The sequence below is a fragment of the Actinopolymorpha pittospori genome (assembly GCF_014873875.1).
Taxonomy (GTDB): Bacteria; Actinomycetota; Actinomycetes; order Propionibacteriales; family Actinopolymorphaceae; genus Actinopolymorpha; species Actinopolymorpha pittospori.
Genome location: NZ_JADBEM010000001.1, coordinates 5,474,882 through 5,500,059, shown reverse-complemented (window position 1 = coordinate 5,500,059; position 25,178 = coordinate 5,474,882). Strand labels below are relative to the sequence as shown.

Sequence of the window (25,178 nt, the reverse complement as noted above, 5' to 3'; positions counted from 1 at the left end):
GACCATCGTCGGCGGGTCCGAGCGAGTCGTCGTTCCAGCGGATGCTCCGCACCCCTGGCCGCACGCACTTGCGATCTGGGTGGGTGACTACGTCGACCTTATGCTGGATCAACACGGAACTACACAACGCCAGGCTAAAGCGGAGCGCTCAGAATCTTCGCCGCGGCGTCGACGGACGCGTCGCCGTGCACGACTTCCACAAGTGCTGCCACCATCCGGTCTGGCCGGGGGCTGGTGAGGACGTTCCGCCCGAAGACCACGCCGCTGGCGCCGGCCGCCAGCGCATCCGCAGCCATCTGCAGCGCCTCGCGCGGATCGTCGCGAGGTGGACCGCCCAGCACCAACACCGGGACCTGACACGAGGCGGTGACCTCGCGGTACTCGTCGGGGGGCCCGACGTAGTGGACCTTCACGAAGTCGGCGCCGGCCTCGGCCGCGCTGCGCGCGGCGTCCCGAACGTTCGACAGTGTGTGCGCCGCGGTGTCCTGGAACGACACCGGAATGGGCTCGGCCAGGAGCGGCATCCGCCACGTCTGGCAGTGGGCCGCCAGCCGACGAAGGTCTGCCATCTTGGTCTCTTGCGGATTGCCCGGGAAGACCTTGAGCTCGACGGCGTCCGCACCCAGGCGGAGAGCCTGCTCGACGCCGTAGTCGGCGATCGGGCCCTCGCTGTCGAGAGCGAGGATGAGGCCCATGCGTTCCAGAACGTCGGCACTCGCCGCAGCGGTGCCCACGGTGGTGAGGATCGCGTCCGCGCCTCCGGCGGCCACGGCGGCCACCGCGGCCGTGGCCTTCTCCAGGCCGGCACTGACGCCTCTGCGCGCCCCATCCATCGCCACGATGACGGCTCTGCCGTCAGCCCTGAAGATCCGCCGCCGGCGAACTGATTCGACTCTCATGACGCCGGGAGTCTCTTGGGCGTGACGGGCGTGCCCGTCTTGGCAGCCTGATAGAACGCCTCGCATGCGGCGAGGTTGTCCCATGCGTCCTCGACCGTCGAGATCGGGTCCTGCTTCCCACGGACCGTTGCGACCAACTCGTCGATGGCGCCGCTGTGCATCGCCTCAGGAGTGCGGTGCACCCATCCCCCGAACGGCTGCAGGTCACCGGCCAGGGAGAGACGTCCAGTGAGTGCGTCGTACGCAATCGCGCCGTCCGTTCCAACGATGTTCATCGCCGTACGACCGCCGCCGCGCACCGCCGTCCAGGTGTCCTCGATCTGGGCGAGCAGCCCGTTGTCGAACTCCACCAGAGCGAGCCCGTAGTCCTCGACCGAGAGGTCGCCGTACTTGAGGTTGGCGACCGTCCCGGATACCTTCGCGACGCGGGCGCCGGCCAGCCACCTCAACTGGTCAAGCTGGTAGATGCTGTGGTCGATCCAGGCCCCGCCCGGCGTTCGCTCGGCATCGACGAACCACCCAGGGTCGGACGACCCGGGCCAGCCCTGTGGAAGGGTCGCCCACATGCCGTAGCTCGCCGTGAGCAGTTTTCCGAACCTGCCCTCTGCTATCCAGGTACGCAGCTGTTGTTGGTGGGCGGAGTGCCGGCCGCGCGATTCCGCACCCAGGAATGTCACCCCGGCGTCGCGTACCGCCTGCACGATCTCGGTGGCCTGGTCGAGGGTCCGCGCGAGCGGCTTGACCGAGAGAATGTGCTTGCCGTTCTGCGCTGCAGCGACGCAGATCGCGGGATTGCGCTCTGTGCTGACGAAGCTGGCGACGAGGTCGATAGAGTCGTCGGCAAGGAATTCGTCGGCGGAGCCACTCACTCCGCTCACGCCGCCGCGAGCCAGCACCTCATGAAGCCGGTCGGCGTCCGGATCGGCGATGCCGACGAGCTCGACGTCTGGATGCGCAGTGAACCTCTCGGCGAGAGATATCGCGGTGTACCAGTGATCAAGTCCGATCAGAGCCACGCGTAGCGGCTGGGGCACGGTGTCCTCCCGTCTCCTCCTGGCTGAAGGCCAGGACGTCTCCGGCTGTTGACATCCCCCAGTATCAATCCAACAATAATCTTCATCAACCTCAAGGTTGAAGGAATTCTTGGTCAGATCAGGATGCCGGTCGCTAGGTCGACCAGGCGCTGTCTGATGTCTTCGTGCGCGCATTGCGGCGCGGGGGAACGAGGCGGTCGAGTTCACGGAGGTCGGAGCATGACAGAAACCAACCAGGAGCCGTTGCGGATCGGCGTGCTGGGCGCCGGCATGATCGCCACCGTCAACTACGGTGTGCTCCCCGGCCTCCACTGGATCCGGGACAAGGCACAGGTCGTGGCGATATCCGACCCCGTTGTCGAACGCGCCAAGCAGGCCGCGAAGGACTTCGACATTCCCGAGGTCTACGACACTCTCGATGCGATGCTCGAACGCACCGACATCGAGGCCGTCGTCAACCTCACCCCGATCTCGATCCACGGCGAGACCTCGCGCAAGATTCTCGCTGCCGGAAAGCATCTCGCCACCGAGAAACCTCTGGCGACCACGATGGAAGACGCCGACGCGATCATCGAGTCCGCCGCGACGCAGGGCCTCACGGTCGTCTGCGCGCCGCCGGACATGGTGCAGCCCGTCTATCGGGAGGCCCGCCGGCTTCTCGATGCGGGCACGATCGGCAAGGTCGCCTTCGCCCGGGTACGCAGCTCCCACGCCGGACCGGGCGGGGGCGCGGGTGGGTGGCCGACCGACCCGACGTGGTTCTACCAGGAAGGCTCCGGGCCGCTCTACGACATGGGCGTCTACGGCATCCACGAGATCACCGGTCTGCTCGGTCCGGCCCAGCGGGTCGCGGCGTTCAGCGGGATCACTGAGCCGACGCGGACCGTGCGGGGTGGACCCTTCGCCGGGACGGTCATCAACGTCACAGCCGCCGACAACAACCTCTTCATGCTCGACTTCGGCGAGGCGACGTACGCCGTCGTCGACGGCACCTTCAACGTCCACGCGTCGAGAAGCCCCAAGCTCGAGATCTTCGGTCGCAAGGGCACACTCAACATCCTCGAACGAGGATCGGACTCTCCGCTCGAGGTCTACCGCACCGACGCCATGCCCGGCCTCGACGGCTGGGTCACCCCGCGCGGCTGGCCGCAGTTGGGGGCAGCCCAGGAATGGTCCGCCAAGCTGCGCCGTGGCATCCTCGTCGACCACCTGGCCGACTGCGTGCGGGCGAAGGCGCAGCCAGTGTTGAGCGCGGAACATGCCCGGCACGCGCTCGAGATCATGTTGAAGGTCACCGAGTCCGCCCGCAGCGGAAAAGCGCTCGAGCTGACGACGACCTTCTGACCGAGTTCCTCGCGCAGAGGGCGTGGCCGGTGTTCCCGGCCACGCCCTTCATGTTTGCTCGGGTGGCGCGCTTGCGCGGTCGTACTCTCGTTATGCGCTTTCCTTCAGCGGTAGCGAAACCGCGCAACCACTGGCGGCCGACACGTAGACCGCGTCTACGATTTCCTGAACGTGCCGCGCGACATTGGGAGTCGAGGCGTGTGGCAGCGGCGTACCCTCCACGAGTGCCTGGACGAACCGGCGCTGCTCGGCGCCGCGACGGCCCGCATCGACAGGATTGGCCGTCGCCTTGACAACCCTCAGCTCGGGGCTTCCGGTGCCGTGGCCGCTGAGGGCGGTCTGGTCACTGCTGGTCCATCCCGCCAACGGAGCGGCGGCGCGGATGGTCGCGAGTTCGGTGGTACCACGACTGTTGACGATGGTGCCTTCGGTGCCGTGGTAGGACGTACGGACCGGGGCCGGCCCGACCTGGCCCCACTTTGAGTCGATCACCCCGAGTGCGCCGGAGGCGAATCGCAGGATGGCGACCGCGTTGTCCTCGACATTCTTGGGCAGATAGTTCCGGTGACCGATCTGGGCGGTGAACGCACTCACCTCGACGACGTTCCCGAGATAGTCGACGAACTCGTCGACGACGTAGCAGGCCTCGTCGACGAACGTACCGCCGCCGTTCTTCTCGGCGTCGAAGAGCCATGAGTAGAAGTGCGGAGAGCACCCGAACTCCACCGGGCCCTCGTGCCCGATCGAGCCGCGGGCGAGGTAGACAGTGCCGATCGCCTGGTCGGCGATGGCCTGTTTCACCTGATCGTAGATCGGGTTGAAGGCGCTGTGATACGCGACCATCAGAGTGATTCCCGACGATTTCGCGGCCTGCAGGATCCGGTCGGCGCCGGCCAACGTCGAGGACATTGGCTTGTCCTGGTACACGTGCACTCCGTGCCGCGCGGCCGCCTCGACGACGCCAGCCTTGCTCGCGTTGTCACAGCACACGAGGACCGCACCGAGGTCCTCGCGTTCGAGCATCTCCGTATGGCTCGCGTAGGTGCTCTCAAGTCCCCACTGACGGGCCGCGCGGTTACGGAGTTCCGCGGTCTCGTCCGCGGCGGCGACTATCCGCACTCCCGGCTGTTGGATGAGTCCGTCGCCCATTCCCCAGACGTGGTCGCTGGTCAGGCCGATGACGCCGAATCTCGCCTTGTCGTCGTGAGTACCCATGACCGCCTCTCGTCAGTAGTGCTTACTTGAGCTCACGGCTTTGCGTCCTCGTAGAAGTGCGTCAAGTCGTTCCGGTTCCTGGCGTAGCAGCACTGCAGTGCAGAGGAGTTCGATGACGGCAACCTGTCCCACGCGATCGAGTTGTTGATAGGTCTCGACCGATTTCAGCCGAGCCGCGGCAAGGAGCACGACGTCGGCGACCTGGGTGATGGGAGATCGGGCGTGCCTGGTGAGACAGATCGTGGTGGCGCCGGCATCGCGGGCCAGCTGGAGCGCCTCAACGGTGTCGCGCGCATTTCCGGTGAAGGTGATGGCGAATGCGACATCGCTCCTTCCCAATTGTACGGCTGATGTGGCCTGCAGGTGCGGATCAGTGATGGCGGCGATCGGGAGACCGATCTCCATCAGGGTCGCGTAGGCGTGCTGCGCCATGGCGGCCGACCGTCCGACTCCGTAGACCTCGATTCTCCGCGCCCTAATCAGCGCGTCGACGGCGCTCTCCAACGAATCGTCGTCGAGGAGTTCGAGGGTGTCCTCCAAACTTCCCACGTTGGTGCGAAGCACCTTTTCCTTGATCGTACGCAGGTCGTCGGACGGAGTGAGGCTGCCTGGTTCGACTCGTTGACCAGCGTGCATTTCCATCGCGAGGGCAATCTTCATGGCCGCAAAACCCGGATAGCCAAGGCGTCGCGCGAGCCGGATGACGGTCGCCTCCGAAGTGCCCGAAGCGTCCGCGGCCTCGGTGACGGACATATGGACAACGTCGCCGGACTTGGTCAGGACCAGGTCGGCGACCTTCTGTTCAGCCTGGCGCATCGTCGGTAACAGGGACTCGATTTGAACGAGTACCCCGGGTGTGGGTCCGGGTGTTGCCATGTCCGAACGAACCTCTCTTGGAATGCCACCAGGAACTGAAGGAATACTTCCTCGCATGATGACTATATGAAGGATGCATGCTAATGTCAGCGTACAGTGCACCATCCTGCGGGTCAACGAAGGCGTTCGGTACCTACTCGTCGACAGGGGAACCGCTCGGGAAGGAGTCACCTGTGCGTCGATCTGACGAAGAACTGCGGCCATTCGAGGAAGTACCCCGGTGAGGGCCGGCCTTCTGCACGGGTTCCGCGATCTGCGTGTCGAGGAGATCGATCCTCCCACCCCTGGTCGCGGTGAGGCACTGGTCCGTATCGCCGCTTGCGGTGTCTGTCCCAGTGACTTGAGAGGTTATCTGGGAAGTCGAGTCGGCACTCTTCCACGACGGCTCGGGCATGAGTGGTCGGGCGTGGTCGAGGCACTGGGTGAACCGCTCGATGATTCCGAACAGCAGATCACAATCGGCTCTCGGGTCGTCGTCGACTGGCGCTGTGTGTGCGGTCGTTGTTACGAGTGTCGCCGCGGGGTCTTCGGATACTGCGAGAATCTCCGCCGCGGCACCCTCGGCGGTTTCGCGGACTACGGAACCGCGCCGGTCTCCCAACTGCGAGTGGTTCCCGGCTCCGTACCCCTCGAGGATGCGTCGTTCTGTGAACCCTTGGCCTGCGTGCTGAACGCCCACAGTTTCACCGAGATTCCGGTCGGTGCCGATGTCGTCGTGGTCGGCCTGGGTCCGATTGGGCTGTTACATCTCCAACTGGCCCGCGGCCGCGGCGCGCGGGTGATCGGGGTCGACCCCTTGCCGTCCCGACGGGAACTCGCGCTGGCACTGGGAGCGCACGACGTGATCGACACCGCACAGGAGTCACCGGTGGCAGAGGTGCAGGCGTTGACCGAAGGTCGTGGCGCCGATGCCGTTCTCATCGCGGTCGGTGCGGTCGACGCCATCAGGCAGGGACTGGAGATGGCTGCGATCAACGGCTGGGTCAACATCTTCGCCGGAACCCATCCGCCGGCGGACGTTCCGGTCGATCCGAACCTCGTCCATTACCGCCAACTCCGGGTCACCGGAAGCCATGACTACAACCCGCACCATTTCAGCACCGCCCTGAAACTGCTTCAGCACAAAATCGTGCGGGTGGCGCCCCTCGTGAGTCACCGATTCGAGCTGGCCGCACTCAGCGAGGCGTTCGAGACCACGGCCAACCGCCGTGGAATGAAGTCGATCGTGTCACCTGACGGAAAAGTCGAAGAGGACCAGGCTTGCAGCCGGGCAGAGCTCGGATGACGACAGCCTGACAGGCCGACGCTCGTGGAGGTGCGCAGGGTGAAGGCAGCGCTGTTCTATGGCGGGCGAGACATCAGGGTCGAGGACCACCCGGTCCCTGAACCCGGCCCAGGCGAGGTGCTCGTCCGGGTGCGGGCGGCGGGGATCTGTGGGAGCGACCTGCATCCGTACCTCGAGCGCTCGCCTCCGGCCGGCGGAGCTGGGGTCGCGACCCGCCGTGGTCACGAGCTGGCCGGGGAGGTCGTGGAGCTGGGGGCCAGGGTCACCGGCCTCCAGGTCGGGGCACGGGTGGGAGTCCAGCCGGCGCACCTGGACGGGTGCGGTGGCTGCGACTTCTGCCGAAGCGGCGACACACATCTCTGCCCCGAACGCGGTCTCCGGCACGGTGAGCGCCTGCAGAGTTCCGGGTTCGCCGAGTACGACATCTCCCGAGCGGCCAACGTCCGTGTGCTACCCGACGAGGTGTCGTCGGAGGCGGCGGCGATCCTCGACTGTTACGCCTGTGGGGTCCACGCGCTGGTTCGGGCCCGACTGACGCCCGCGACGACCGTGGTCGTGCTCGGTACCGGCGCCATCGGTATGACTGCTGGCCAGGTGGCCCGGACGAGCGGCGTGGGCAAGGTGATCATGGTTGGCAACCGCGCCGCGCCGCTGAAGACGGCCCTCGACGCCGGCGCCGCTGACGAGGTGGTTGCGGCCGAGGCGTCAGACCCGGTGGAGGCGGTCCTCGACCTCACTGGTGGAAGAGGTGCCGAGGTCGTATTGGAGGCGGTGGGAGCCGATTCGTCCACCCTCCGCCAGGGGGTGGAGATGGCGCGTCCCGGTGGTGAGGTGGTCGTGCTCGGGATCTTCACCGGTACGCCCGATTTCGACGTCCGCGCCGCCTACCGCAAGGAGCTCCACATCCGCTGGTCGAACAGCTACAGCACCTGGGGCGGAGCGCCGGAGTTCCGGCTCGCGTTGGACCTGCTGGCTGCCGGCCGGGTGGACGCCGAAGCCCTGATCACGCATCGCTTCTCCCTCAACCGGATCGCGGACGCGTTCCATGCCGCCGCCGACAAGAAGGGGTCGGGCGCCGTGAAGGTGCTCGTCCGCCCCTGATGGCATTCGCGGACGGTCTCCTGCTGGCTGTCGACCAGGGCACCACCCTGACGAAGACCGTGGTCTTCGACGTCGACGGTGGGATCGTGGGCTCGGCGGTACGCGAAACCGCGGTCTCCTTCTCGGGCCCAGCGCGCGCCGACTGCGACGCCGAGCACCTGTGGCAGCGGGCTGCCGAATGCATCCGGCTCGCGCTCGGACAGCTGCGACCCGAGCGCATCCAGGCAGTTGGTCTCTGCGGTTTCATGCACACGCTCATCCCCGTCGACGGCGCCGGCAACCCGCTGTACCGCCCGATGCTCTGGCCTGACCAACGCTGCGCTCAGCAGGTGAGTGAGCTCGCGGACCAAGAGGAGGCGATCCGGCTCATCACGGGGAAGAAGCTCACCACGCTCTCGTCCCTTCCCCGGCTGCTCTGGTTGCGGCGGCACGCACCCCACGTCCTCGCGGAGGCGCGCGCGTTCCTTCTGCCCAAGGACTTCCTGCGCGTCCGGTTGACCGGTGAGCTGGCCACCGATCCGCGGGATGCTCAGGGAACTGGACTGGTGGAGCGTTCTACGGGCGCGTGGTCAGCGCGGCTGCTGGACCTCGCCGGCATTTCGTCCGAACGGATGCCGCCGATCCGTCGTCCCGACGAGGTCGCCGGGGTCGTCACACCGGCGGCCAGCGCGGCGACCGGGCTCGCGGTCGGAACGCCGGTCGTCGTCGGCACCGGCGACTGGCCGGCCACCCTGATCGGCTCTGGATGCTTCCTGCCCGAGCGCACCTGTTTCTACCTCGGTTCGGCCGGCATCCTCGGCTCGTACGCCTCCGCCGACGATCTCGACACGCTCGGAACCACCCACTACTTCGGCAGCGTCACCTCGACCGGGACGGCCCTCCGGTGGATTCGCGAGCTGCTCTACCAGGCGAGCGATCCGCTTCCGTCTTACGACGAGATGTTCGCCGAGACGCAGCGCAGCGATCCGGGCGCGCGGGGGCTCATGTTCCTGCCACACCTCATGGGTGAGCGGGGAGGCGTCATGCGTCCGCACGCCCGGGGGACGCTCTACGGGCTGACACTGGCCCACCAGCGCGCTGACGTCGTCCGTTCCGTCCTCGAGGGGACGGCGATCTGGCTGCACATGGTGAGCGAGGCGTACACCTCCCAGCAGATCGGAGACCTGATGGTCTTCGGAGGCGGCGCCCGCAGCCCACTGTGGCGCCAGATCTGCGGTGCCGTCTTCGGCCGGCCGCTGCTGCTCCCCAGGGTGACCGAAGGTGCTGCCCTCGGCGTGGCCATGCTGGCTGCGGTCAGTCAGGGGATCGCTTCGGGTTACCTCGACCTGGCCCGTCGCTGGGGAAACGTGGCCCAGGTCGAAGTGCCTGATCCACGGTTGGTCGAGACGTACGCCTGCATCGACGCGAGGTATCGGCGGCTGGAGGCGACGATCGCGACGCTCGAAGAAGCTGGTACCGGCGAGTCCTTCCCTCCACTGCCGCAGGCTGGGTGAGCGCTGATGAGCACGAGCAGAACAGACGCTTCGGCGAACGCCGGTCAGCGACGCGTCTACGACCTCTCCGGCTGGTCGGTCGCCGGACCGGTCGAGTCGATCCCGCTACTGGTGTACGAGCGGCAGGACCTGCCTGGCCCGAAGCCGGTCGTCATCTACTACCACGGCGTCAGCCAGGAAAAGGAAACGTACGTCGACACCCACCCGGTGGCGCGCCGGCTTGCCGACGCGGGCTGCCTGGTGGTGCTGCCCGACGCGCCAGGTCACGGACAACGACCAACCGGCCGGATGCTACGCGAACGGCTCCGGCAGAGCCTGGCCCGGGAGTTCTGCGCCGATATCGAGCAGGCTGCCGACGAGGCGCCGGCCCTGCTCAGCTGGTTGGCGGGCCACCCGGGGGTCGACGCGTCCAGAGTGGCAGTGGCCGGCCTGTCCATGGGCGGCTACACCGCCGCTGTCGTGGCGTCGAGGTTGGGTAACCAACTCCGTGCGGCCGGGTGCGTCGCGGGCTGTGCGGATCTGGCGCACTGCATGGCGGCAACCGACTCGATCGGCCCGGGGAAGTACGGTCCCCTCGACCGCGCTCTCGACCCTGAGACCACGAAGCGCATCGACCGCATCGATCCGCTCGGCTGTCCGGAGCACTTCGCGCCACTGCCCCTGCTGCTGGTGCACGGTGACCGCGACACCTGTAATCCCTGCGTCACCACTCAACGGTTCGCGGCCGCGCTGCGACCAACGTACGCCAGTGAACCGGACGCGCTGCGGGGGAGGCTCATCGCCGGCGCGCCACACTGGCCGCCAACGGCGGCGGTCATCGACGAACTGCTCGGCTGGCTTCGCACCCACCTGTCGACCGGCTGACCCCCGGCCACCACAACTTGGTGCGTTCAGCTTTCTGGGTGACCGCGTCCACCCGGCTGATGCGCCAGAGCGCGCAGTGCGGCGCAGATCGCCGCGACGGCGACGCTCACGTCATGAGCGGTGGGGACGACGAGGTCGGCACAGGACCGAAACGCGGCCGTGTACGTGGGATAGTTCGGCGCTACGTCACGCCGGTACCACGAGACAACGCGTTCCAGGGAGCCGCCGCGCTCACGAACGTCGCGGCTGACCCGCCGCAACACCCGCTCGTCCTCGCTGACCTCGGTGAACACCCGGAGGTCGGCGAGCTCGCGACACTGTCCATCCCAGAAGGTGAAGAGGCCGGCGACGATCAGGAGTCGACCCGGACCCAGCGTCTGGGTGGGCCGTCGACCGTGGGTGCGGGTTCCCTGGGCGGGAACCTGTACCGCCTTCCCGTCCACGAGGGTCTGCAGCGCCTCGTGGAACGCCGGCCAGAGCACGGCGTCAGGATGGTTAGCCGTGACGACCTGCTCCCGCTGATTAGCGTCGTACTCCGCGAAGTCGCGGAAGTACCAGTCCTGTTCGAGAACGACGGGCCGCAGGTCACTCGTCCCCTCGGCGATCGCGCTCGCCAGGGTGGACTTTCCGCTCGCGGATCCGCCGCAGATCGCCACGACGATCGGTCGTTCGTCACCGGACATCGTCACTCCCCCACCTGAGCCGAAGGTGGCTGCCTCGACCAACGTCGCTCACCCGGTGACAAAATACTGCTCCGGACGGGTAGGCCCGGGGGTGGGGTAATACCACCCCTGGATCATCGTGTCGGGGATGTTGTGGATCACGTTTGAGGCGATGAAGTACTTGTCGGACTCCCGGACCACTCCGATGAGGTAGAACTCCTCCCGACCGATGTCCATGATCTCCGTCATGAGCCCGGTCTGTTCATCGGCATCACCCGACGACTTCAGCTGGTCGTAGAGCTCCATCTGGCGGCGCACGGGTGGCGGTGGTTCCTCACCCTGCGCCCCGCCGGTCTCGTACCACGTTCCCCACAGGGGACCGAGGTTGGCGCCCGCATCCGACGGGAAGTAGTTGCCGGTGCTCAACAGCACGTCGAGCCCGCCGTCGCCGTGCCACACAGTCGCCTCGTGGAGGTTCGCCTCCGTCCGCTCGTAGTACAGGGAGCGTTCGATGTTGCGCAGTTCGAGGGTCACCCCGACCGTCCTCCACTGGCCTTTGATGATCCCCAGCATGTCCGACCACTCGGGACGGAACTCAGCGACATACTCGATCGTGAAGGTGATGGGTTTGCCGTCCGGGCCAAGCCGCCTGCCCTCGCCGTCCTTCTGCGGGAACGCCCGGTCGAGGTGCTTGTCCGCCTTGTCCACATCGTAGTCGAGAAACTGGGTGGCGAACTCCTTGTTGTAGAAGGGTGACTGGGGTATCGGCGCCACCTGGTACGGCTCACCCTGGCGTTGCATCACCGCGTCGATGATGTCCCGGCGGTTGATCGCATGGGAGAGACCGATGCGGAAGTCCCGGTTCCTGAAGATCTCGCGCTTCACCTGGTCTTTGACGGTGAAGTTCAGGTAGATGATCATGACGTTCATCCGAGTTTCCACAGCGTTGACGAAGCGGTAGTTACCCTTCTCCCGGTTGCCGGCGACAACCGGTTTGTTCGCCGGACTGGTGAACCGGGTGTCCGGCCCGACCTCGAGGTTGAGGTCGCCGTTGAGGGATCTGAGCAGCATCACTTCGGGCGTATTCACTACGTCGAAGATGACCTCGTCGATATAGGGGAGCTGGCTCCCATCAGGGTCGGCCTTCCAGTAGTACGGATTGCGTTGCAGTACGACGCGCTGGCCGCCAGCGAAGGACTTGGACAGATGCCAGGCACCGAGGGACGGGAGATCGGGGTTCTCACCGAAGTGTGCGCCCGGGCCGCAGATCTGACCGAAGAGCTCGACCCAGTCGGCCGCCTTCTCCCGGGCAACGAGCCGCTGGATATCGGGGTTGTACTTCTTGTGGAACTGCTCGAGGTAGTGGCGCGGGAAGTAGTGGATCGTGTGGCCGTCCCAGGTCGCGAGGTACTGCAGGAAGAGTCCCGCCGGGCTGGGAAAGGTGATCCTGAACGCGTGGTCGTCGATCTTCGCGATCGACGCCCGCCCTTCTTCCGAGGTGAGAATTCGGGGGGTTACGGGAAAGAGTTCCTCGTTGAGCAGGACGTCCTGGACGCCGAAGACGACGTCGTCGACGGTGAACGGTTCTCCGTCGGACCACCTCATCCCGCGCCGGAGTTGGAAGGTGAACTCCGTACCGTCTGGGTTTGCCTCGAAGCTTTCGGCGACGTTGGGAGTGAGTTCCTTGGTACCGGCCGTTCCTGTGTAGCGCGGCGTCCAGCTCAGGAGGTTCTCATACTCGGCGATGCACCAGATATAGGCGCTGTCTGCGGGGCCGAGCAGGGCGCTGTGCAATGTGCCGCCGTACTGACCAACACGTTCGAGCGGCTCGACGACGAGAGGATTGTCGGGCATTCGCTTCTCGAGGGGCGGTAGCTCACCTGAGTCGACCCGAGCCCTCAACTGTGGCGACTCCGGACCCTTGCGCGCTGATTGCTGTCGCCTCGGTCTGTCGGGGTCCGTGGACAGCAGGTCACAACCGGTCGCCGCTGTCAGCAGGACCAGCCCTCCGCCCGCGTGCAGCAGGTCCCGTCTGGACAGTCCTTGGCGTGGAAACGACTTTCCGATGCTCATCTCGCTCGCCACCCTTCGCCTGGCGCTAGTCGACTGCCGGGAGACAGCCCTACTGAGGTGGTGATGCTCGCCTTGCGGCTCACGCGCATTGACCACGCGGCAGTCAGACGCGCGAAGGAGACTTTCATCGTCAATTAGTTCGGAGAAGGAGTCTGTCGGCAGGGTATATCGGCGGTGGCGCGAGGTCAATGAACCGTTAACTCAGGAGAGCGCGGAGGTCGCCCAGCGTGGCCTCGCCTTGCGGCCACGGCCTCCAGCGCAGTTCGTGGCATGGCGAGGTGCGGCGAGGATGTCCGGGCCGAGGTAGCTCGCCGAAGGCTGCGCAGGCCGGTGGGGCATGCTGAATCGGTCTTGGTTTCGCGCACGGCCTTGCTCATCGCAGCACCCGCACCGGGCCGGGCGTCCTGGGAGTCGTGCATGCGGCTTGAGCAGGTCCACCAGGCGGGCGCGCAGAACCGCGTAGTGGCTTCGTGCCGATGAGCGTTCAGGGGCACGTCAGGGGCATCGCCCGAGCGAGTCTGCTCGCTCGGCCGGCAGAGCGAACTGGTCGACGTTCCCAACCTTGCTCCTCAGCCTTCTTGCCGCTCGACATCTTCGTCCCGCTGTCTCCGGGTCGATGTCGTCCGCGAACCGCCAACGCCCTCCCCGCCGAAGACAACTGGTCGACCCCACCCCATCCCAGCCGCAGCGATGGCAAGATATCCGGCCAACGGGGTGGACCTGGTGCGGTCAGTTCTGCGAGAGGTCGATGCTGCACGCGGTGCAAAGACGGAGGACATCATCAACGACGTTCGCTAAGGGTTGTTGCCCGTCGACAGGCCGCGCCCCAGCTTCGAGCATCTCGGCCTCAAGCCGCGGACGCCAGTCGAGCGACCACTCCAGGGTCGCTCCGTACCTGCCGAAGTCGTTGGCGCGCCCCGGATCCTTCAGACGCCGGACCATGGTGGCTTCATCAATCCGAAGCAAGATCAAAAGGTCAAACCGCGGCAGATGGTCGGCCATGTTGCTAGCAGTGCCGCACAACGCGGCCGATCGGTGATGACACTCCTGCAGAACTTGCTCTAGCCGCTCATGGATCCACCGCCAACGGTGATACCGAAGCCACCTCATATCCGGGCCCGGTGGAAACTCGACCGGCGTGCCCTGTGGATCCTCCCAACGAGCGAGACCGTAGTCCGCATCGATCGATCGCTGACCACGCCTCAGCAGCTCAGCGGCGACGGAGGACTTGCCAGACCCAGGACCGCCGACAATCAACACCGATGCCATAGCGGGCAGACTCTGCCGGACGCGACCTGAAGCTGCAACGGATTTCCGAGTTTGGAAGCAGCTGGACGGCCGGGCGTGCGAAACGGGTCACGAGACCGGCTCGCGCAAGGCGTCCATCAGGTGCTCGTAAGTCTCCTGCACCCTGCCCACCACGCTTGGCACCACCACCGCGCCCGGACACTGGCGTACGACTTCCAACAGGTTGTCGTACATGGTCCCGAGCACGACCGGCCCGCCGCCCAGCTCGATGAGGCGTTGGTGGTGGCGGATCCACGGGTCGTCGCTGTTCCGGGCCCGGTGGTTGAACCGCTCCACCGCCGCCTCACGATCGTCGAGCAGGACGACTTCGCGGAAGTCCGCCCCGTGCTCGCGCGCGAGCTCCTCAAACGATGTGATCTCCTCGAGCCGGGCGAAGTACTGGGGCAGCACGACATCGAGTCCGCCGTCCAGGTGGGTCGTCGCCATCGCCCGGACGATGGACCACACGACCGGCCACGTGTCGGTCTCCTTGTCCTGCCACCCGCCGATCAGGCGGTGGACGGTGTCCACGTCGAGGTTCAGGGTGCCGGGGTTCCGATCGGCGTAGAGCGCCGACAGCGTGGACTTACCGATACCCGGCGGGCCGTTCAGATGGACAAGTCGCGCCACCGAGTCACCTTAACCGAGACAAGTCGCGGCACCTTCGCGTTGCGATCACTGCGACGTCACCCTCGTCGCCCTCGTCGCCCTCGCCCAAGCCTTCATCACCATGCTCCGGATGCGGGGGACCTTGCGGCTGTCGGGCCTATCGCCGCATGGCGGGCCGCTTCCGGTGGGTCCACGCGCGCAGCGCCCATTCGATGGGGCCGTATCGGTACCTCCGCATCCACCACAAGCTGGCCGCCACCTGCACCACGAAGATCGTCAGTGCGATGAGCTGCGTCTGAGCCGGTGAGGTGCGGCCGGCCAGGCCCAGCCCGACGCCGGTGAAGACGAGCACGCAGATGAGCGACTGGCCCAGATAGTTCGTCAGCGCCATGCGTCCCGCGGGCGCCAAAGCGTCCGCGACGCGCGGCCGCCGTGTGAACAGACGCAGCAGGGTCGCGGCGTAGGCCGCCGCGAGGAACGGCGCGGTGACGATGCTGACCATCAGTCCGGTCAGGTTGGCTGTACCGCCCCCGACAGCGAACACGGTGGCGCCGGCCAGACCGACCGGATAGCCGACCCGCTCGCATCGGCGCAGCAGGTTCTCGTGGGTGGGCACGGCGGCGAGCATCCGGTGCTTGCCGGCGGCGAGACCGACGAGGAACGCGGCGAAGGCCAACGGTCCTTGCACGGCAAGGCCGCCCAGCATTGCCGGCAACGAGCGCAGGTGTTCCAGGACGACATCACCGAATCCGCCGCGTAGGGCCTCCGTCGAACGCGCACCGGCGGTGAGCGCGGCGGCCTCGTCCGGGACGACCGTGGCACCGAGGACCGCGGCCAGACCGACCACGAACGCGATCACGCCCACGATGGCCGCCCCTGTGAACAGGGCGGTGCGCGGCTCGATCCGCCGAACGGTGAGCAGCACGAGACCGAGCAGTGCGTAGGTGGTGAGGATGTCGCCGTGGAACAGCAGCACCGCGTGCAGCGCCCCGAGCACGAACAACCCGGAGAGCCGGCGCAGGAACGACGGGCCGAAGGCCGCCCCGCGCCGAGCTGCCGAGTCGAGCTGCAGGGTGAAGCTGTAGCCGAACAGGAATGAGAACAGCAGGTACGCCTTCATCGCGAACAGCAGCTCCACCGCACCTGCGACCAGCCGGTCGAGCGCACCGTACGCCGGATCGCCGACCAGTTGGAACGCAAATCCGGAGCTGAAGAATGCCACGTTGACCAGCAGGATGAGCAGCAGCGCAATCCCGCGCAACGCGTCCACCACGTTGATCCGGGCGTCGTCATGGGTTCGGGCGTCGTCATGGGTTCGGGCGTCGTCGGACGACGATCCCGGACGGTCGCGGCCCTGCCGGTCAGGTCTTAGCACATTCATGGCACCGAGCCTCGCGAAGACCGCCCACGCCGTGAAGTAGTTTCGTCACACGACCTGGCGTGACGAAAAGCCCCCCGAAAGGTGGCCACCATCAGATGTGCCGAGTGCGGATCCGACCTGCCTGCCGCGGCGGGCCGGGGACGGCCACGCCGTTACTGCTCGCGCCGCTGCCGGGCGCGCGCGTACCGCAAACGCCGTGAGCACGGACCGGCCACATCGTCGCATCGGGCCGCAGCGCCGCTCACCTACGATGGCGACAACCTGGTAACCCTCGCAGTCGAACTCGCCGACAACCTCGGCCTCGAGAGCGTCTCCATGCGGCTCCTCGCCGATCGTGCCGGACTCGCCATCCACCTGCTGTACCGCCAGGTACGCAACCGCGGCGACCTTCTCAGCGCGATGGCCGAGCAGGTCATCGACGCGCACAGGCCCCGCACCGCCGCACCGCCGGACGATCCACGGGCGCAGTTGGAACACCTCGCCCGAGACGAGTGGGCCATGTACCGAAGGCACCCATGGCTTCTGACCGTCCTTGCCACTGACCGGCCACCCACCGGCCCCGCCGTACTCGCCATGGTCGACCGCTTCGTGTCCGCACTGAGCGAGGTCGGATTCGATCCCGCGGAGGCGTTCCGCGCCTACCTCGTCCTCAGCGGCTACATCCAGGGCATGGCCCTGCTCATCGGACGCAAGCCAGCAGACACCGACCACCACACCTGGCGCTCAGCGACCCTTCTCCGGCTCGAACGCACCGGCCGCCTCCAAGGACGCCTCCAAGGACGGCCGTGGCTGGCCGTGGCCAGCCGGAGCGATCCCGACACAGACCTCGACACCTGGTTCGAGTTCGGGCTACATCGAATGCTCGACGGCCTGCTGACTCCCATACACGGCGCGCCACGCCCGTGATCGCGCGCCCTGGCGTAGGGCGCGGCCGCTCGGCCCCGTCCGATGGGTTCAGGTGCCCGGGTCGCGTCGGTGGAGCAGATCAGCTCCAAACATCTGGGCCAGGTTCCGCCCGCGCGGAGGGCCGCGGTGACAAGCTCCCGGCCACGCACTGGCCGTTCGTGGACACCCTCGGCGGCCAGAAGCGGTGGCGAGGCACCGCGACGCGCGGGTTTCGGATAAGACCTAACGGTGCACGCGAACGACATGCCCGAGCAGATGGACCTACTGCGAGCGGGCTTCGCCGATCCGCCCGCCGACTCTCGACCGTTGATGCGCTGGTGGTGGTTCGGGCCCGATGTGGACCGGGCCGAGCTCGCGCGTGAACTGGACGCGATGCGGCGAGCGGGTCTCGGTGGTGCCGAGGTCGCGGTCGTGTATCCGTTGAGCGTCCCTTCGGACAGCTATCTCTCCGAGACCTTCCTGGCCGACCTGCGGTTCGCGGCGGACGAGGCCAGGCGGCTCGGTTTGCGGTTCGACCTGACGGTGGGCAGCGGGTGGTCGTACGGCGGTCCGCATGTTACTGCCGACCTGGCAGCCCGGCGGCTGCACTGGGACCGGCAGGAGATCGGCCCCGCCGCGGTCGACCTACCCGCGCCCGTTGCCTGGCCCAGCGACGAGCTGGTCGCGGCGTACGTCGGAGAGGGCTCGGGCACGGAGGCCGCCGGGGCTTGGGCACCGGTGCCGGTGGTCGACGGCGTCGTACGGGTACCGGCGGGGCGTGGACCACGGGTGCTGCTGGTGGCCGTGTCCCGGCTCACCGGACAACAGGTGAAGCGGGCCGCCGCGGGCGCCGAGGGGTGGGTCATGGACCACTACTCCGCCACCGCGACGGCCCGTCACATCCAGGCCGTGGGTGAACGGCTGCTGTCAGCCGTGCCCGGGGAACTGCTGGGCAGCGTCTTCTGCGACAGCCTCGAGGTGCACGGCGCCGACTGGACGCCCGGTCTGCTCGAGGAGTTCCACGAACGCCGGGGCTACGACCCGGGCCCGCTGCTGTGGCTGCTGCACGTCGACAACAGCAACGTCGACCGCAGGGCCGCTCGCCGGTTCCGTGCCGACTACTACCGCACCCTGACCGAGCTGTGCGAGGAGAACTTCCTCGCGCCGATGCGCCGGTGGGCCGCCTCGCACGGAGTCGCGTTCCGGATCCAGGCCTACGGTGTGCCGCCGGTCGGCATCAGCAGCTACCGGCACGCCGACGCCTTCGAAGGCGAGGGCTGGGGATGGAAGGACATCCCGCCCACGCGCTGGGCCTCGTCCGCGGCACAGATCTACGGCCGGTCCATCGTCTCGTCCGAGATCTGGACGTGGGTTCATTCGCCGTCGTTCCGCGCAACCCCACTCGACCTGAAGGGTGAGGCGCACGAGCATCTCCTCCTGGGAATCAACCAGTTCGTCGGGCACGGCTGGCCCTACTCCCCGCCCAGTGCGGATGGGCTCGGCTGGCTCTTCTACGCCGCGGGTGCCCTGGACGACCGGAATCCCTGGTGGCCAGCCGCCGCGCCGCTGAACCTTTACCTGCAACGGCTGTGCTGGTTGATGCGACAGGGCGAACGGATCAGCGACATCGGGGTGTACGCATCATCGCGGGACGTCTACGCGGACCTCGGATCGCGCCAGCGCCGAGCACTCGACCTCTGGCACGGCACCCGCGAGCACATCGGCTACGACCTGGTTCGCGCGGTGCGGGAAGCCGGCCTCGACTTCGTCCTGTTCGACGACGACGCGGTCGAGGTACTCGAGCCCGACCGGTTCTCCGACATCGTGCTGCCTTTCGTCGAGGACGTGCCGGAAAGAACCCTTGCGTGGTTGGAAGCTGTTGAACGCGCCGGCGGGCACGTCCGCTCCGTCGGCGGCAACGCGCCGACCGGAACGGCGCTCGACTCGGTACCCGACCTCCTCGACGCACTCCACACCGACCTCACCGCGGACGTGGCGCTGGACCCGCCGCACCCGACGGTCGGCACCGTTCATCGCAGGTGTGGGGACGTCGACATCTACCTCGTCGTCAACACCGGACCCGAGACCGTACGATTCGAGCTCGAAACTCGCGACAAGCACGGCCGGGTCGAGCATTGGGACCCGACGACCGGCCACGCCCTCCACCGGATCCCCGGACACCGGCCAGTTCCGCTGACCCTCGAGGCCTACCAGGCCACTGTCCTGATCGGCTTCGACGACGACGATCCGACACACGCCGCGCAACCAGCCGATCAGACGATCGACGTGGCTTTCGGCGACGAATGGGCCGTCCGCTTCGACGACGACGACGCCGCCGTTCCAGTACGCCTGCCTCATCGGTGGGAAGACGACCCCGCACGTCGCCACTACTCCGGTAGCGCGACCTACACCACGTCGATTCACCTGGACCAGGCCACTGGCGAGGCCTGGCTCGACCTCGGCACCGTCACACCGATCGAAACCGATCTCCGTGGGGAGCCGGGCCTGCTCAGCCGCCTCCGAGGACCGGCCTACCGCGCCGAGGTCATCCCACCCGTCGGCGAGATCGCCGAAGTCACCTTGAACGGCAACCACACCGGCATCCTCTTCAGCCCGCCCTACCGACTCCCGATCGGAGAGCATCTACGCGGCGGCGACAACCGCATCGAGATCCGGGTGTCGAACACCAACGCCAACGCGCTCGCCGTCGATCGCGGAGTCGCGGCTTTCACCGACACCGCGAAGCGGCACTACGGCAACCGCTTCGGAATGCAGCACATCGACCGTGCCACCGTCGCCGTCAACTCCGGCTTGCTCGCTACCCCCCGCCTGCTCGTGAAGAAGGATTAGAAGGTACCGGGCACGTCACGGTGGCCGGCCCCCGAGCCGGCCTCGCCGTGGCGCCCGGTCCTCACGCCTCACCTTCCGCCTCTGCAAGCGTGAGGGGGCCGATCTCCTCCCGCAGTCGGCTCAACCGCGCGTAGGCGGTGTCCCGGAAAGATGCGACGCGGTCCGCCTGCTCCTCGTCGAACCGGAAGAAACCCTGCCGCGACTTCAGGCCGTAGTGGCCCTCGGCGACCATCTTGTCGAGGAGATCCGGGGTGCCGATCCGCTCGCCGTAGGCACGCTCCATCGTGGCGAAGCTGTCGCGGTAGACGTCCAGGCCCGCGATGTCGGCGATCGCGAACGGCCCGAAGAACGGGAGCCGGAAGCCGAAGGAGTTCCTGACGACCTCGTCGATCTCCGACGCACCGGCCACGCCCTCCTCGAGGACCCGGATGGCCTCGCGCAGCAGCGCGTACTGCAGCCGGTTGGCGACGAAGCCCGGCGAGTCGGCCACCACGGTCGGCACCTTGTCGAGGCGCCGCATCAGGTCCTCCGCGGCGGCGACCGTGTCCGGGGCGGTTCCCTGCGTCGCGATGAGCTCGACGCACGGGACGAAAGGCGCCGGATTCATCCAGTGGACTCCGAGGAACCGCTCGACACCTGTCACGCTGGCAGCCAGCTTCGCGATCGGGATGGCCGAGGTGTTGGTGCCGATCAGCGCCTCGGCCGGCGCATGCTCACAGATCTGGCGCAGCACGCCGTCCTTGACGGCGATCCGCTCCGGCACCGCCTCAGCGACGTACGCCGCTCCGGCAACCGCGTCGGCCAGCGACGTCGCCGCGCGCAGGTTGGCCCGGACCGCCTCGTCGGCCCCGGCGGGGAACAGACCCTCGGCGACGTACCTGTCGGCGTCGGCGTGCAGTGCCGCGACGAGCTCGGCGGTCCGCTTCGGCGAGGCGTCTGCGACGACGGTCGGGAAGCCGTGGGCGGCGAACGTCTGGGCGATGCCGCCGCCCATGTAGCCGCCGCCGACCACGGCGACGGGCGCACCTGCTGGAATCATCACGTTCTCTCTCTCCTACCGCCGTCAGAAGCCGACCGCGTCGCGGCCCTTGAGCTGCAGGATCTGGCGCGCCTCGTCGGGCGTCGCGATCTCGAGGTTGAGCGCCTCAAGGATGGTCCGGATCCGCTCGACCTGCGCCGCATTGCTCTCGGCGAGCTGGCCGGGGCCGATCCACAGCGAATCCTCCAGGCCGACCCGGACGTGCGACCCCATCGCGGCGCCGATGCTGGCCAGCCTCATCTGGTTGCGGCCCGCGCCCAGGATCGACCACTGGTAGTCGTCGCCGAAGAGCCGGTCGGCCGTGCGGTGCATGTGCATGAGGTCCTCCGGGTCCGGGCCGATGCCCCCGAGCAGGCCGAACACCGACTGCACGAAGAGCGGGCCCGTGGCGAGCCCGCGATCACGGAAGTGCGCCAGGTTGTAGAGGTGCGAGATGTCGTAGCACTCGAACTCGAAGCGGGTGCCGTTCTCACTGCCGCGGGTGAGGATGGCCTCGATGTCGGCGAAGGTGTTCTTGAAGACCAGGTCGCGGCTCTTCTCGATCCCCTCGCGCTCCCACGTGAACTCGAACTCCTTGAAGCGGTCGAGCATCGGGTAGAGACCGAAGTTCATCGAGCCCATGTTGAGCGAGGCCAGCTCGGGCTTGAACTCCATCGCCGGGCGCATCCGCTCAGCGACGGTCATGTGCGGCGAGCCGCCCGTGGTCAGGTTGACCACCGCGTCAGTGTTGCGCTTGAGCGACTCCAGGATCGGCACGAAGTGCTCCGGATCCTGCGAGGGACGGCCGTCTCGGGGGTCGCGGGCGTGCAGGTGGACCACTGCCGCGCCGGCCTCGGCGGCACCGATGGCGGCCTCGGCGATCTCCTGCGGCGAGACCGGGAGGTACTTTGACATCGAGGGCGTGTGGATCGCTCCGGTGACGGCGCTGGTGATGATGACCTTGTGCTTGAGGGGGTTCTTCTCGGACACGTCCTGTTCTCCTATGGGTTCTTGGGCGCCCGTCGCCGGGCGGCGCCCGGCCTGGACGCCTGCGTGCTGCCGTTCAGGCCGTCATGCTGGGGGCGGAGGTTGAGCAACGTTAAGTAGACCAAGGTTTCGGGGCTCGCCAAAGGGGGCTAGTTCCCGTTGCCTGATCACCGGCGCGCTCGAGCCGTGCTAGCGAGGAGTCATTTGCCATGAGTGAACGGATACTGATCGTCGGCGCCGGTGCCATCGGCGGTGTCACCGCCGCCCACCTGACCCTGGCGGGTCACGAGGTGGTGGTTCTGGAGGCTGATCCGGAGCATGCGGCGCGCCTGCTCGAGCCCGGCCTGCGCTTCGAGGAGCTCGACGCACCCGAGGTCGTGCTTCCGCTCGACGTGGTCACCAGTGCCGAGGAGCTCCCGGGAAGCTTCGACTTCGCGCTCCTCACCCTCAAGTCCCTCGCGCTGCCGAGCGCGCTCGCCCACCTCACCAACGGCAACCACGTCGACACCTACGTCTCGCTCGGCAACGGCCTCATCCAGGACGTGGTGCGGGAATCGGTCGGAAAGGGCTCGTTCCTCGTCGGCCTGGTGGAGTGGGGCGCGACGAACCTCGGCCCCGGCCACCTGCGGCAGACCACCCGTGCACCGTTCGTCATCGGCGAGCCGGACGGCACCCGCTCCGCGCGCGTCGAGCGGCTGTGCACGATACTGCGCGACGTCGCACCCGACACCCGGGTCTCCACAGACATCCACTCCCAGGTCTGGTCCAAGCTGCTCATCAACAGCGTCTTCTCCGGCCTCGGCGCGCTCGGGGGCTGCCTCTACCGGGACATCGCCGAGCACCCGGTCAGCCGCGAGCTCGCCTTCCGGATATGGACCGAGGGCTTCGACGTCGCCCGGCAACTGGGCCTGGAGCTCGACGAAGTATGGGGGTTCCAGCCCGAGGAGCTCGTGGTGCATCGCCCACAGGACCGGGCGCGTGCCGAGGCCGCGCTGGACACGCTCATGACGAAGGCCGGCGCCACCAAGGCCTCCATGCTGCAGGACCTGGAGCGTGGCCGCCGAACCGAGGTCGACGTCATCAACGGCGGTGTCGTCGCCAGTGCTGTGGCGGCCGGCACGAAGGCACCGCTCAACGCGGAGCTGACCCGCCTCCTCCACGAGTTCGAGGACGGCATCGGCGCACCCGGACCGGTGAACTTCGCCCGGCTCGCCGAGGTCACCGCGTCGTGACCGGACTCCTCCCGTTCGAACAGCACCGGCCCGCCGTTGCCGGCAGCGCCTGGGTGGCGCCCGGAGCGACGCTGGTCGGCCGTGTCGAGATCGCCGATGGCGCGAGCGTCTGGTACGGCGCGGTGATCCGCGCGGACCTGGAGCGGATCGTCGTCGGGGCCGGCACCAACGTGCAGGACGGCGCGGTGCTTCACGCCGATCCCGGGCTGCCGACCCTGGTGGGCGCGGGCGTGTCGATCGGCCACGGCGCCGTGGTCCATGGCTGCGTCGTCGAGGACGACTGCCTCATCGGGATACGCGCCGCGGTTCTCAACGGGGCACGCGTCGGCGCGGGCTCCCTCGTCGCTGCCGGCGCCGTGGTGCTGGAGGGCACCCACATTCCGCCGCGATCGCTGGTCGCAGGCGTCCCCGGCAAGGTGCGCCGTCAACTCACCGAGGAGGAGTACGCCGGCCTGCTCGCCAACGCCCGCACCTACCGCGACCTGGCCGCCCGTCACGCCCGGCGGGCCACCCCCTGAGACTCCCCGACCCGGCTGACCAGACGGCACAGTGCGTGGGCAGGAGGATCTGGCCGTCGAGGTGGCCGAGCAGCACATCGAAGGTGCCCTCGCCACCGTCGGCGATGGGGAACTCCCGCGCCGCCTGTGCTGCACTGCCGGCGTCGCGGGCTTGTCGGGTGCGCACAGGGCGTGCGGAAGCAGGAGGGGGCTGGTCAAGCGACATGGCCGCGAGCATGCTTGTCTAACAAGTGATCTGGGAGACCGATGAAGGAGATGTCCCCTTCGTGAGCACCACTCGCACCGTCCATCTCGCCTACGGGGAGACCGGCCTCGACGTCGCTCTCCCGGCCGACCGGACGGTCGTCGTCGAGCCTCGCTATGTCCCCGGGCTCCCCGACCCCGACGCGGCTCTCACCGCCGCGCTGCGCTCCCCCACCGCGGGCCCGCCGCTGCGCGAGCGTGCGGCCGGACGCGGCAGCGTCGCCATCTCCATCTGCGACGCCACTCGTCCCCAGCCGCGACAGGAGATGGTCGGCGCGATCCTGCGCGAGCTCGACGGCGTCGTCGACCTCGACGACATCGTGATCCTGGTCGCGACCGGGACCCACCGCGGCAACACCCCCGACGAGCTGCGCGCCATGCTCGGTCAGGAGATCCTCGACACCGTCAGGGTCGTCAACCACGACGCTCGCGACGCATCCCGGCTCACGTGGCGCGGCGTCCACGGCAATGGCGTGCCGGTCTGGCTCAACGACGAGTGGGTCGCGGCCGACATGCGGATCACGACCGGCTTCGTCGAGCCCCACTTCTTCGCCGGCTTCTCCGGCGGGCCGAAGCTCTGCGCACCGGGCTTGGCAGGACTGGACACCGTCCTGGTTCTCCACGACGCCAGCCGGATCGGCCACCCCGACGCCCGCTGGGGCGTCTGTGCGGGCAACCCGGTGCACGAGGACATCACCGCCGTCGCGCTCGGCACCGGCGTCGACTTCGCCTTCGACGTCCTCCTCAACCGCGACCACGAGATCGTCGCGGCCTACGCGGGGGACCTCATCGCCATGCACGAGCGGGCACGGGACCACTCGCGCCGGCTGAGCATGCGGGAGGTCCCCCGCCCGGCCGACGTGGTGGTTACCACCAATGCCGGCTACCCGCTCGACCAGAACCTCTACCAGTCGGTCAAAGGCATGTCGGCGGCAGCGACGGTGGTCCGTCCGGGGGGCACGATCGTGTGCGTCGCGGAATGCCGCGACGGATTCCCCGACCACGGCTCCTACCGCGAGGTGCTCGCCTCCGCCCCCTCGCCGGCCGCCCTGCTCGACTCGATCATGGCGCGCTCGACAACGATCCCCGACCAATGGCAGGTCCAGGTGCAGGCGAAGGTACAGGCGATGGCCGACGTCCACGTCTACTCCGACCATCTGTTGCCCGACGACCTGCGCTCGGCCCATCTGCAGCCGGTCGGCGACATCGCCGCCCTGGTCGAGGACCGGCTGGCCGCGGCTGGACCCGACGCCTGGGTGTGCGTGCTCCCCGAGGGACCGCAGACGATCCCCTACCTCGCCCGGGCGTGATGATTGACCGCG

Annotated in this window: 21 protein-coding genes; 10 read left to right on the top strand and 11 right to left on the bottom strand. The window is 67.8% G+C overall.

What is annotated here, in order from left to right:
- Positions 1-134: 134 nt before the first annotated feature.
- Positions 135-833, bottom strand: a complete 699-nt coding sequence (locus HEB94_RS25810) for a class I fructose-bisphosphate aldolase (protein ID WP_238362590.1) — start codon at positions 831-833, stop codon at positions 135-137.
- A 62-nt stretch (positions 834-895) separates the two neighbouring features.
- The gene (locus HEB94_RS25805) at positions 896-1,915 is read right to left on the bottom strand and encodes a Gfo/Idh/MocA family protein (RefSeq protein WP_202896545.1); all 1,020 of its coding nucleotides are present in this window, start codon (positions 1,913-1,915) and stop codon (positions 896-898) included.
- A 237-nt stretch (positions 1,916-2,152) separates the two neighbouring features.
- On the opposite strand from HEB94_RS25805, the gene HEB94_RS25800 reads away from it, so the two are divergent.
- Positions 2,153-3,277 (top strand): Gfo/Idh/MocA family protein, encoded by a 1,125-nt coding sequence (locus tag HEB94_RS25800; RefSeq protein ID WP_192752298.1) that lies wholly within the window; start codon positions 2,153-2,155, stop codon positions 3,275-3,277.
- Positions 3,278-3,367: 90 nt separating this feature from the next.
- Here the strand turns inward: HEB94_RS25800 and HEB94_RS25795 are convergent, their stop codons facing one another.
- Both HEB94_RS25795 and HEB94_RS25790 read right to left on the bottom strand, forming a co-directional pair.
- On the bottom strand, positions 3,368-4,492 hold the full coding sequence (locus HEB94_RS25795) for a Gfo/Idh/MocA family protein (protein WP_192752297.1): 1,125 nt from the start codon (positions 4,490-4,492) through the stop codon (positions 3,368-3,370).
- 12 nt (positions 4,493-4,504) lie between these two features.
- Positions 4,505-5,368, bottom strand: coding sequence for a MurR/RpiR family transcriptional regulator (locus tag HEB94_RS25790; protein ID WP_192752296.1), 864 nt, complete (start codon positions 5,366-5,368; stop codon positions 4,505-4,507).
- 220 nt (positions 5,369-5,588) lie between these two features.
- Here HEB94_RS25790 and HEB94_RS25785 point away from each other — a divergent pair, with 220 nt between their 5' ends.
- Genes HEB94_RS25785 through HEB94_RS25770 form a run of 4 tightly spaced genes read left to right on the top strand, consistent with a single transcriptional unit; the run spans position 5,589 to position 10,111 of the window.
- Positions 5,589-6,653, top strand: coding sequence for a zinc-binding dehydrogenase (locus HEB94_RS25785; protein WP_192752295.1), 1,065 nt, complete (start codon positions 5,589-5,591; stop codon positions 6,651-6,653).
- A gap of 39 nt (positions 6,654-6,692) precedes the next feature.
- Positions 6,693-7,754 (top strand): zinc-binding dehydrogenase, encoded by a 1,062-nt coding sequence (locus HEB94_RS25780; RefSeq protein WP_192752294.1) that lies wholly within the window; start codon positions 6,693-6,695, stop codon positions 7,752-7,754.
- Entirely contained in the window at positions 7,754-9,247 is a 1,494-nt protein-coding gene (locus HEB94_RS25775; protein ID WP_192752293.1) for a xylulokinase, read from the top strand. The genes HEB94_RS25780 and HEB94_RS25775 overlap by 1 nt, the downstream gene beginning before the upstream one ends.
- Before the next feature lie 6 nt (positions 9,248-9,253).
- Positions 9,254-10,111: an alpha/beta hydrolase family protein gene (locus tag HEB94_RS25770; RefSeq protein ID WP_192752292.1), complete on the top strand. Its 858-nt coding sequence runs from the start codon at positions 9,254-9,256 to the stop codon at positions 10,109-10,111.
- Between the two features lie 26 nt (positions 10,112-10,137).
- On the opposite strand, the gene HEB94_RS25765 is transcribed toward HEB94_RS25770, so the two are convergent.
- The 5 genes from HEB94_RS25765 to HEB94_RS25745 form a co-directional block, all read right to left on the bottom strand.
- Positions 10,138-10,794 (bottom strand): uridine kinase family protein, encoded by a 657-nt coding sequence (locus HEB94_RS25765; protein ID WP_192752291.1) that lies wholly within the window; start codon positions 10,792-10,794, stop codon positions 10,138-10,140.
- 48 nt (positions 10,795-10,842) lie between these two features.
- The gene (locus tag HEB94_RS25760; RefSeq protein ID WP_192752290.1) at positions 10,843-12,846 is read right to left on the bottom strand and encodes an ABC transporter substrate-binding protein; all 2,004 of its coding nucleotides are present in this window, start codon (positions 12,844-12,846) and stop codon (positions 10,843-10,845) included.
- A 729-nt stretch (positions 12,847-13,575) separates the two neighbouring features.
- Positions 13,576-14,115 (bottom strand): AAA family ATPase, encoded by a 540-nt coding sequence (locus HEB94_RS55110; RefSeq protein ID WP_337918002.1) that lies wholly within the window; start codon positions 14,113-14,115, stop codon positions 13,576-13,578.
- A gap of 87 nt (positions 14,116-14,202) precedes the next feature.
- Positions 14,203-14,763, bottom strand: coding sequence for an AAA family ATPase (locus HEB94_RS25750; RefSeq protein WP_192752288.1), 561 nt, complete (start codon positions 14,761-14,763; stop codon positions 14,203-14,205).
- A gap of 136 nt (positions 14,764-14,899) precedes the next feature.
- On the bottom strand, positions 14,900-16,123 hold the full coding sequence (locus HEB94_RS25745) for a DUF418 domain-containing protein (protein WP_192752287.1): 1,224 nt from the start codon (positions 16,121-16,123) through the stop codon (positions 14,900-14,902).
- A gap of 81 nt (positions 16,124-16,204) precedes the next feature.
- Here HEB94_RS25745 and HEB94_RS53710 point away from each other — a divergent pair, with 81 nt between their 5' ends.
- Entirely contained in the window at positions 16,205-17,029 is an 825-nt protein-coding gene (locus HEB94_RS53710; protein ID WP_192752286.1) for a TetR/AcrR family transcriptional regulator C-terminal domain-containing protein, read from the top strand.
- A 228-nt stretch (positions 17,030-17,257) separates the two neighbouring features.
- Positions 17,258-19,858 carry a glycosyl hydrolase gene (locus tag HEB94_RS25735; RefSeq protein ID WP_192752285.1) on the top strand — a complete coding sequence of 867 codons (2,601 nt, stop codon included), beginning with the start codon at positions 17,258-17,260 and terminating at the stop codon, positions 19,856-19,858.
- 61 nt (positions 19,859-19,919) lie between these two features.
- On the opposite strand, the gene HEB94_RS25730 is transcribed toward HEB94_RS25735, so the two are convergent.
- Both HEB94_RS25730 and kce read right to left on the bottom strand, forming a co-directional pair.
- Complete coding sequence (locus HEB94_RS25730) at positions 19,920-20,897, bottom strand: 3-hydroxyacyl-CoA dehydrogenase family protein (RefSeq protein WP_192756668.1); 978 nt, start codon at positions 20,895-20,897, stop codon at positions 19,920-19,922.
- Positions 20,898-20,921: 24 nt separating this feature from the next.
- A complete protein-coding gene (gene kce, locus HEB94_RS25725; RefSeq protein WP_192752284.1) occupies positions 20,922-21,866 on the bottom strand; it encodes a 3,5-dioxohexanoate:acetyl-CoA acetone transferase in 945 nt (314 codons plus the stop codon).
- Positions 21,867-22,072: 206 nt separating this feature from the next.
- On the opposite strand from kce, the gene HEB94_RS25720 reads away from it, so the two are divergent.
- The 3 genes from HEB94_RS25720 to larA all read left to right on the top strand — a co-directional run bounded on the left by HEB94_RS25720 (position 22,073) and on the right by larA (position 25,166).
- A complete protein-coding gene (locus tag HEB94_RS25720; protein ID WP_192752283.1) occupies positions 22,073-23,095 on the top strand; it encodes a ketopantoate reductase family protein in 1,023 nt (340 codons plus the stop codon).
- Complete coding sequence (locus HEB94_RS25715) at positions 23,092-23,613, top strand: gamma carbonic anhydrase family protein (RefSeq protein WP_192752282.1); 522 nt, start codon at positions 23,092-23,094, stop codon at positions 23,611-23,613. The genes HEB94_RS25720 and HEB94_RS25715 overlap by 4 nt, the downstream gene beginning before the upstream one ends.
- Positions 23,614-23,879: 266 nt before the next feature.
- A complete protein-coding gene (gene larA / locus HEB94_RS25710) occupies positions 23,880-25,166 on the top strand; it encodes a nickel-dependent lactate racemase (protein ID WP_192752281.1) in 1,287 nt (428 codons plus the stop codon).
- Positions 25,167-25,178 lie beyond the last annotated feature (12 nt).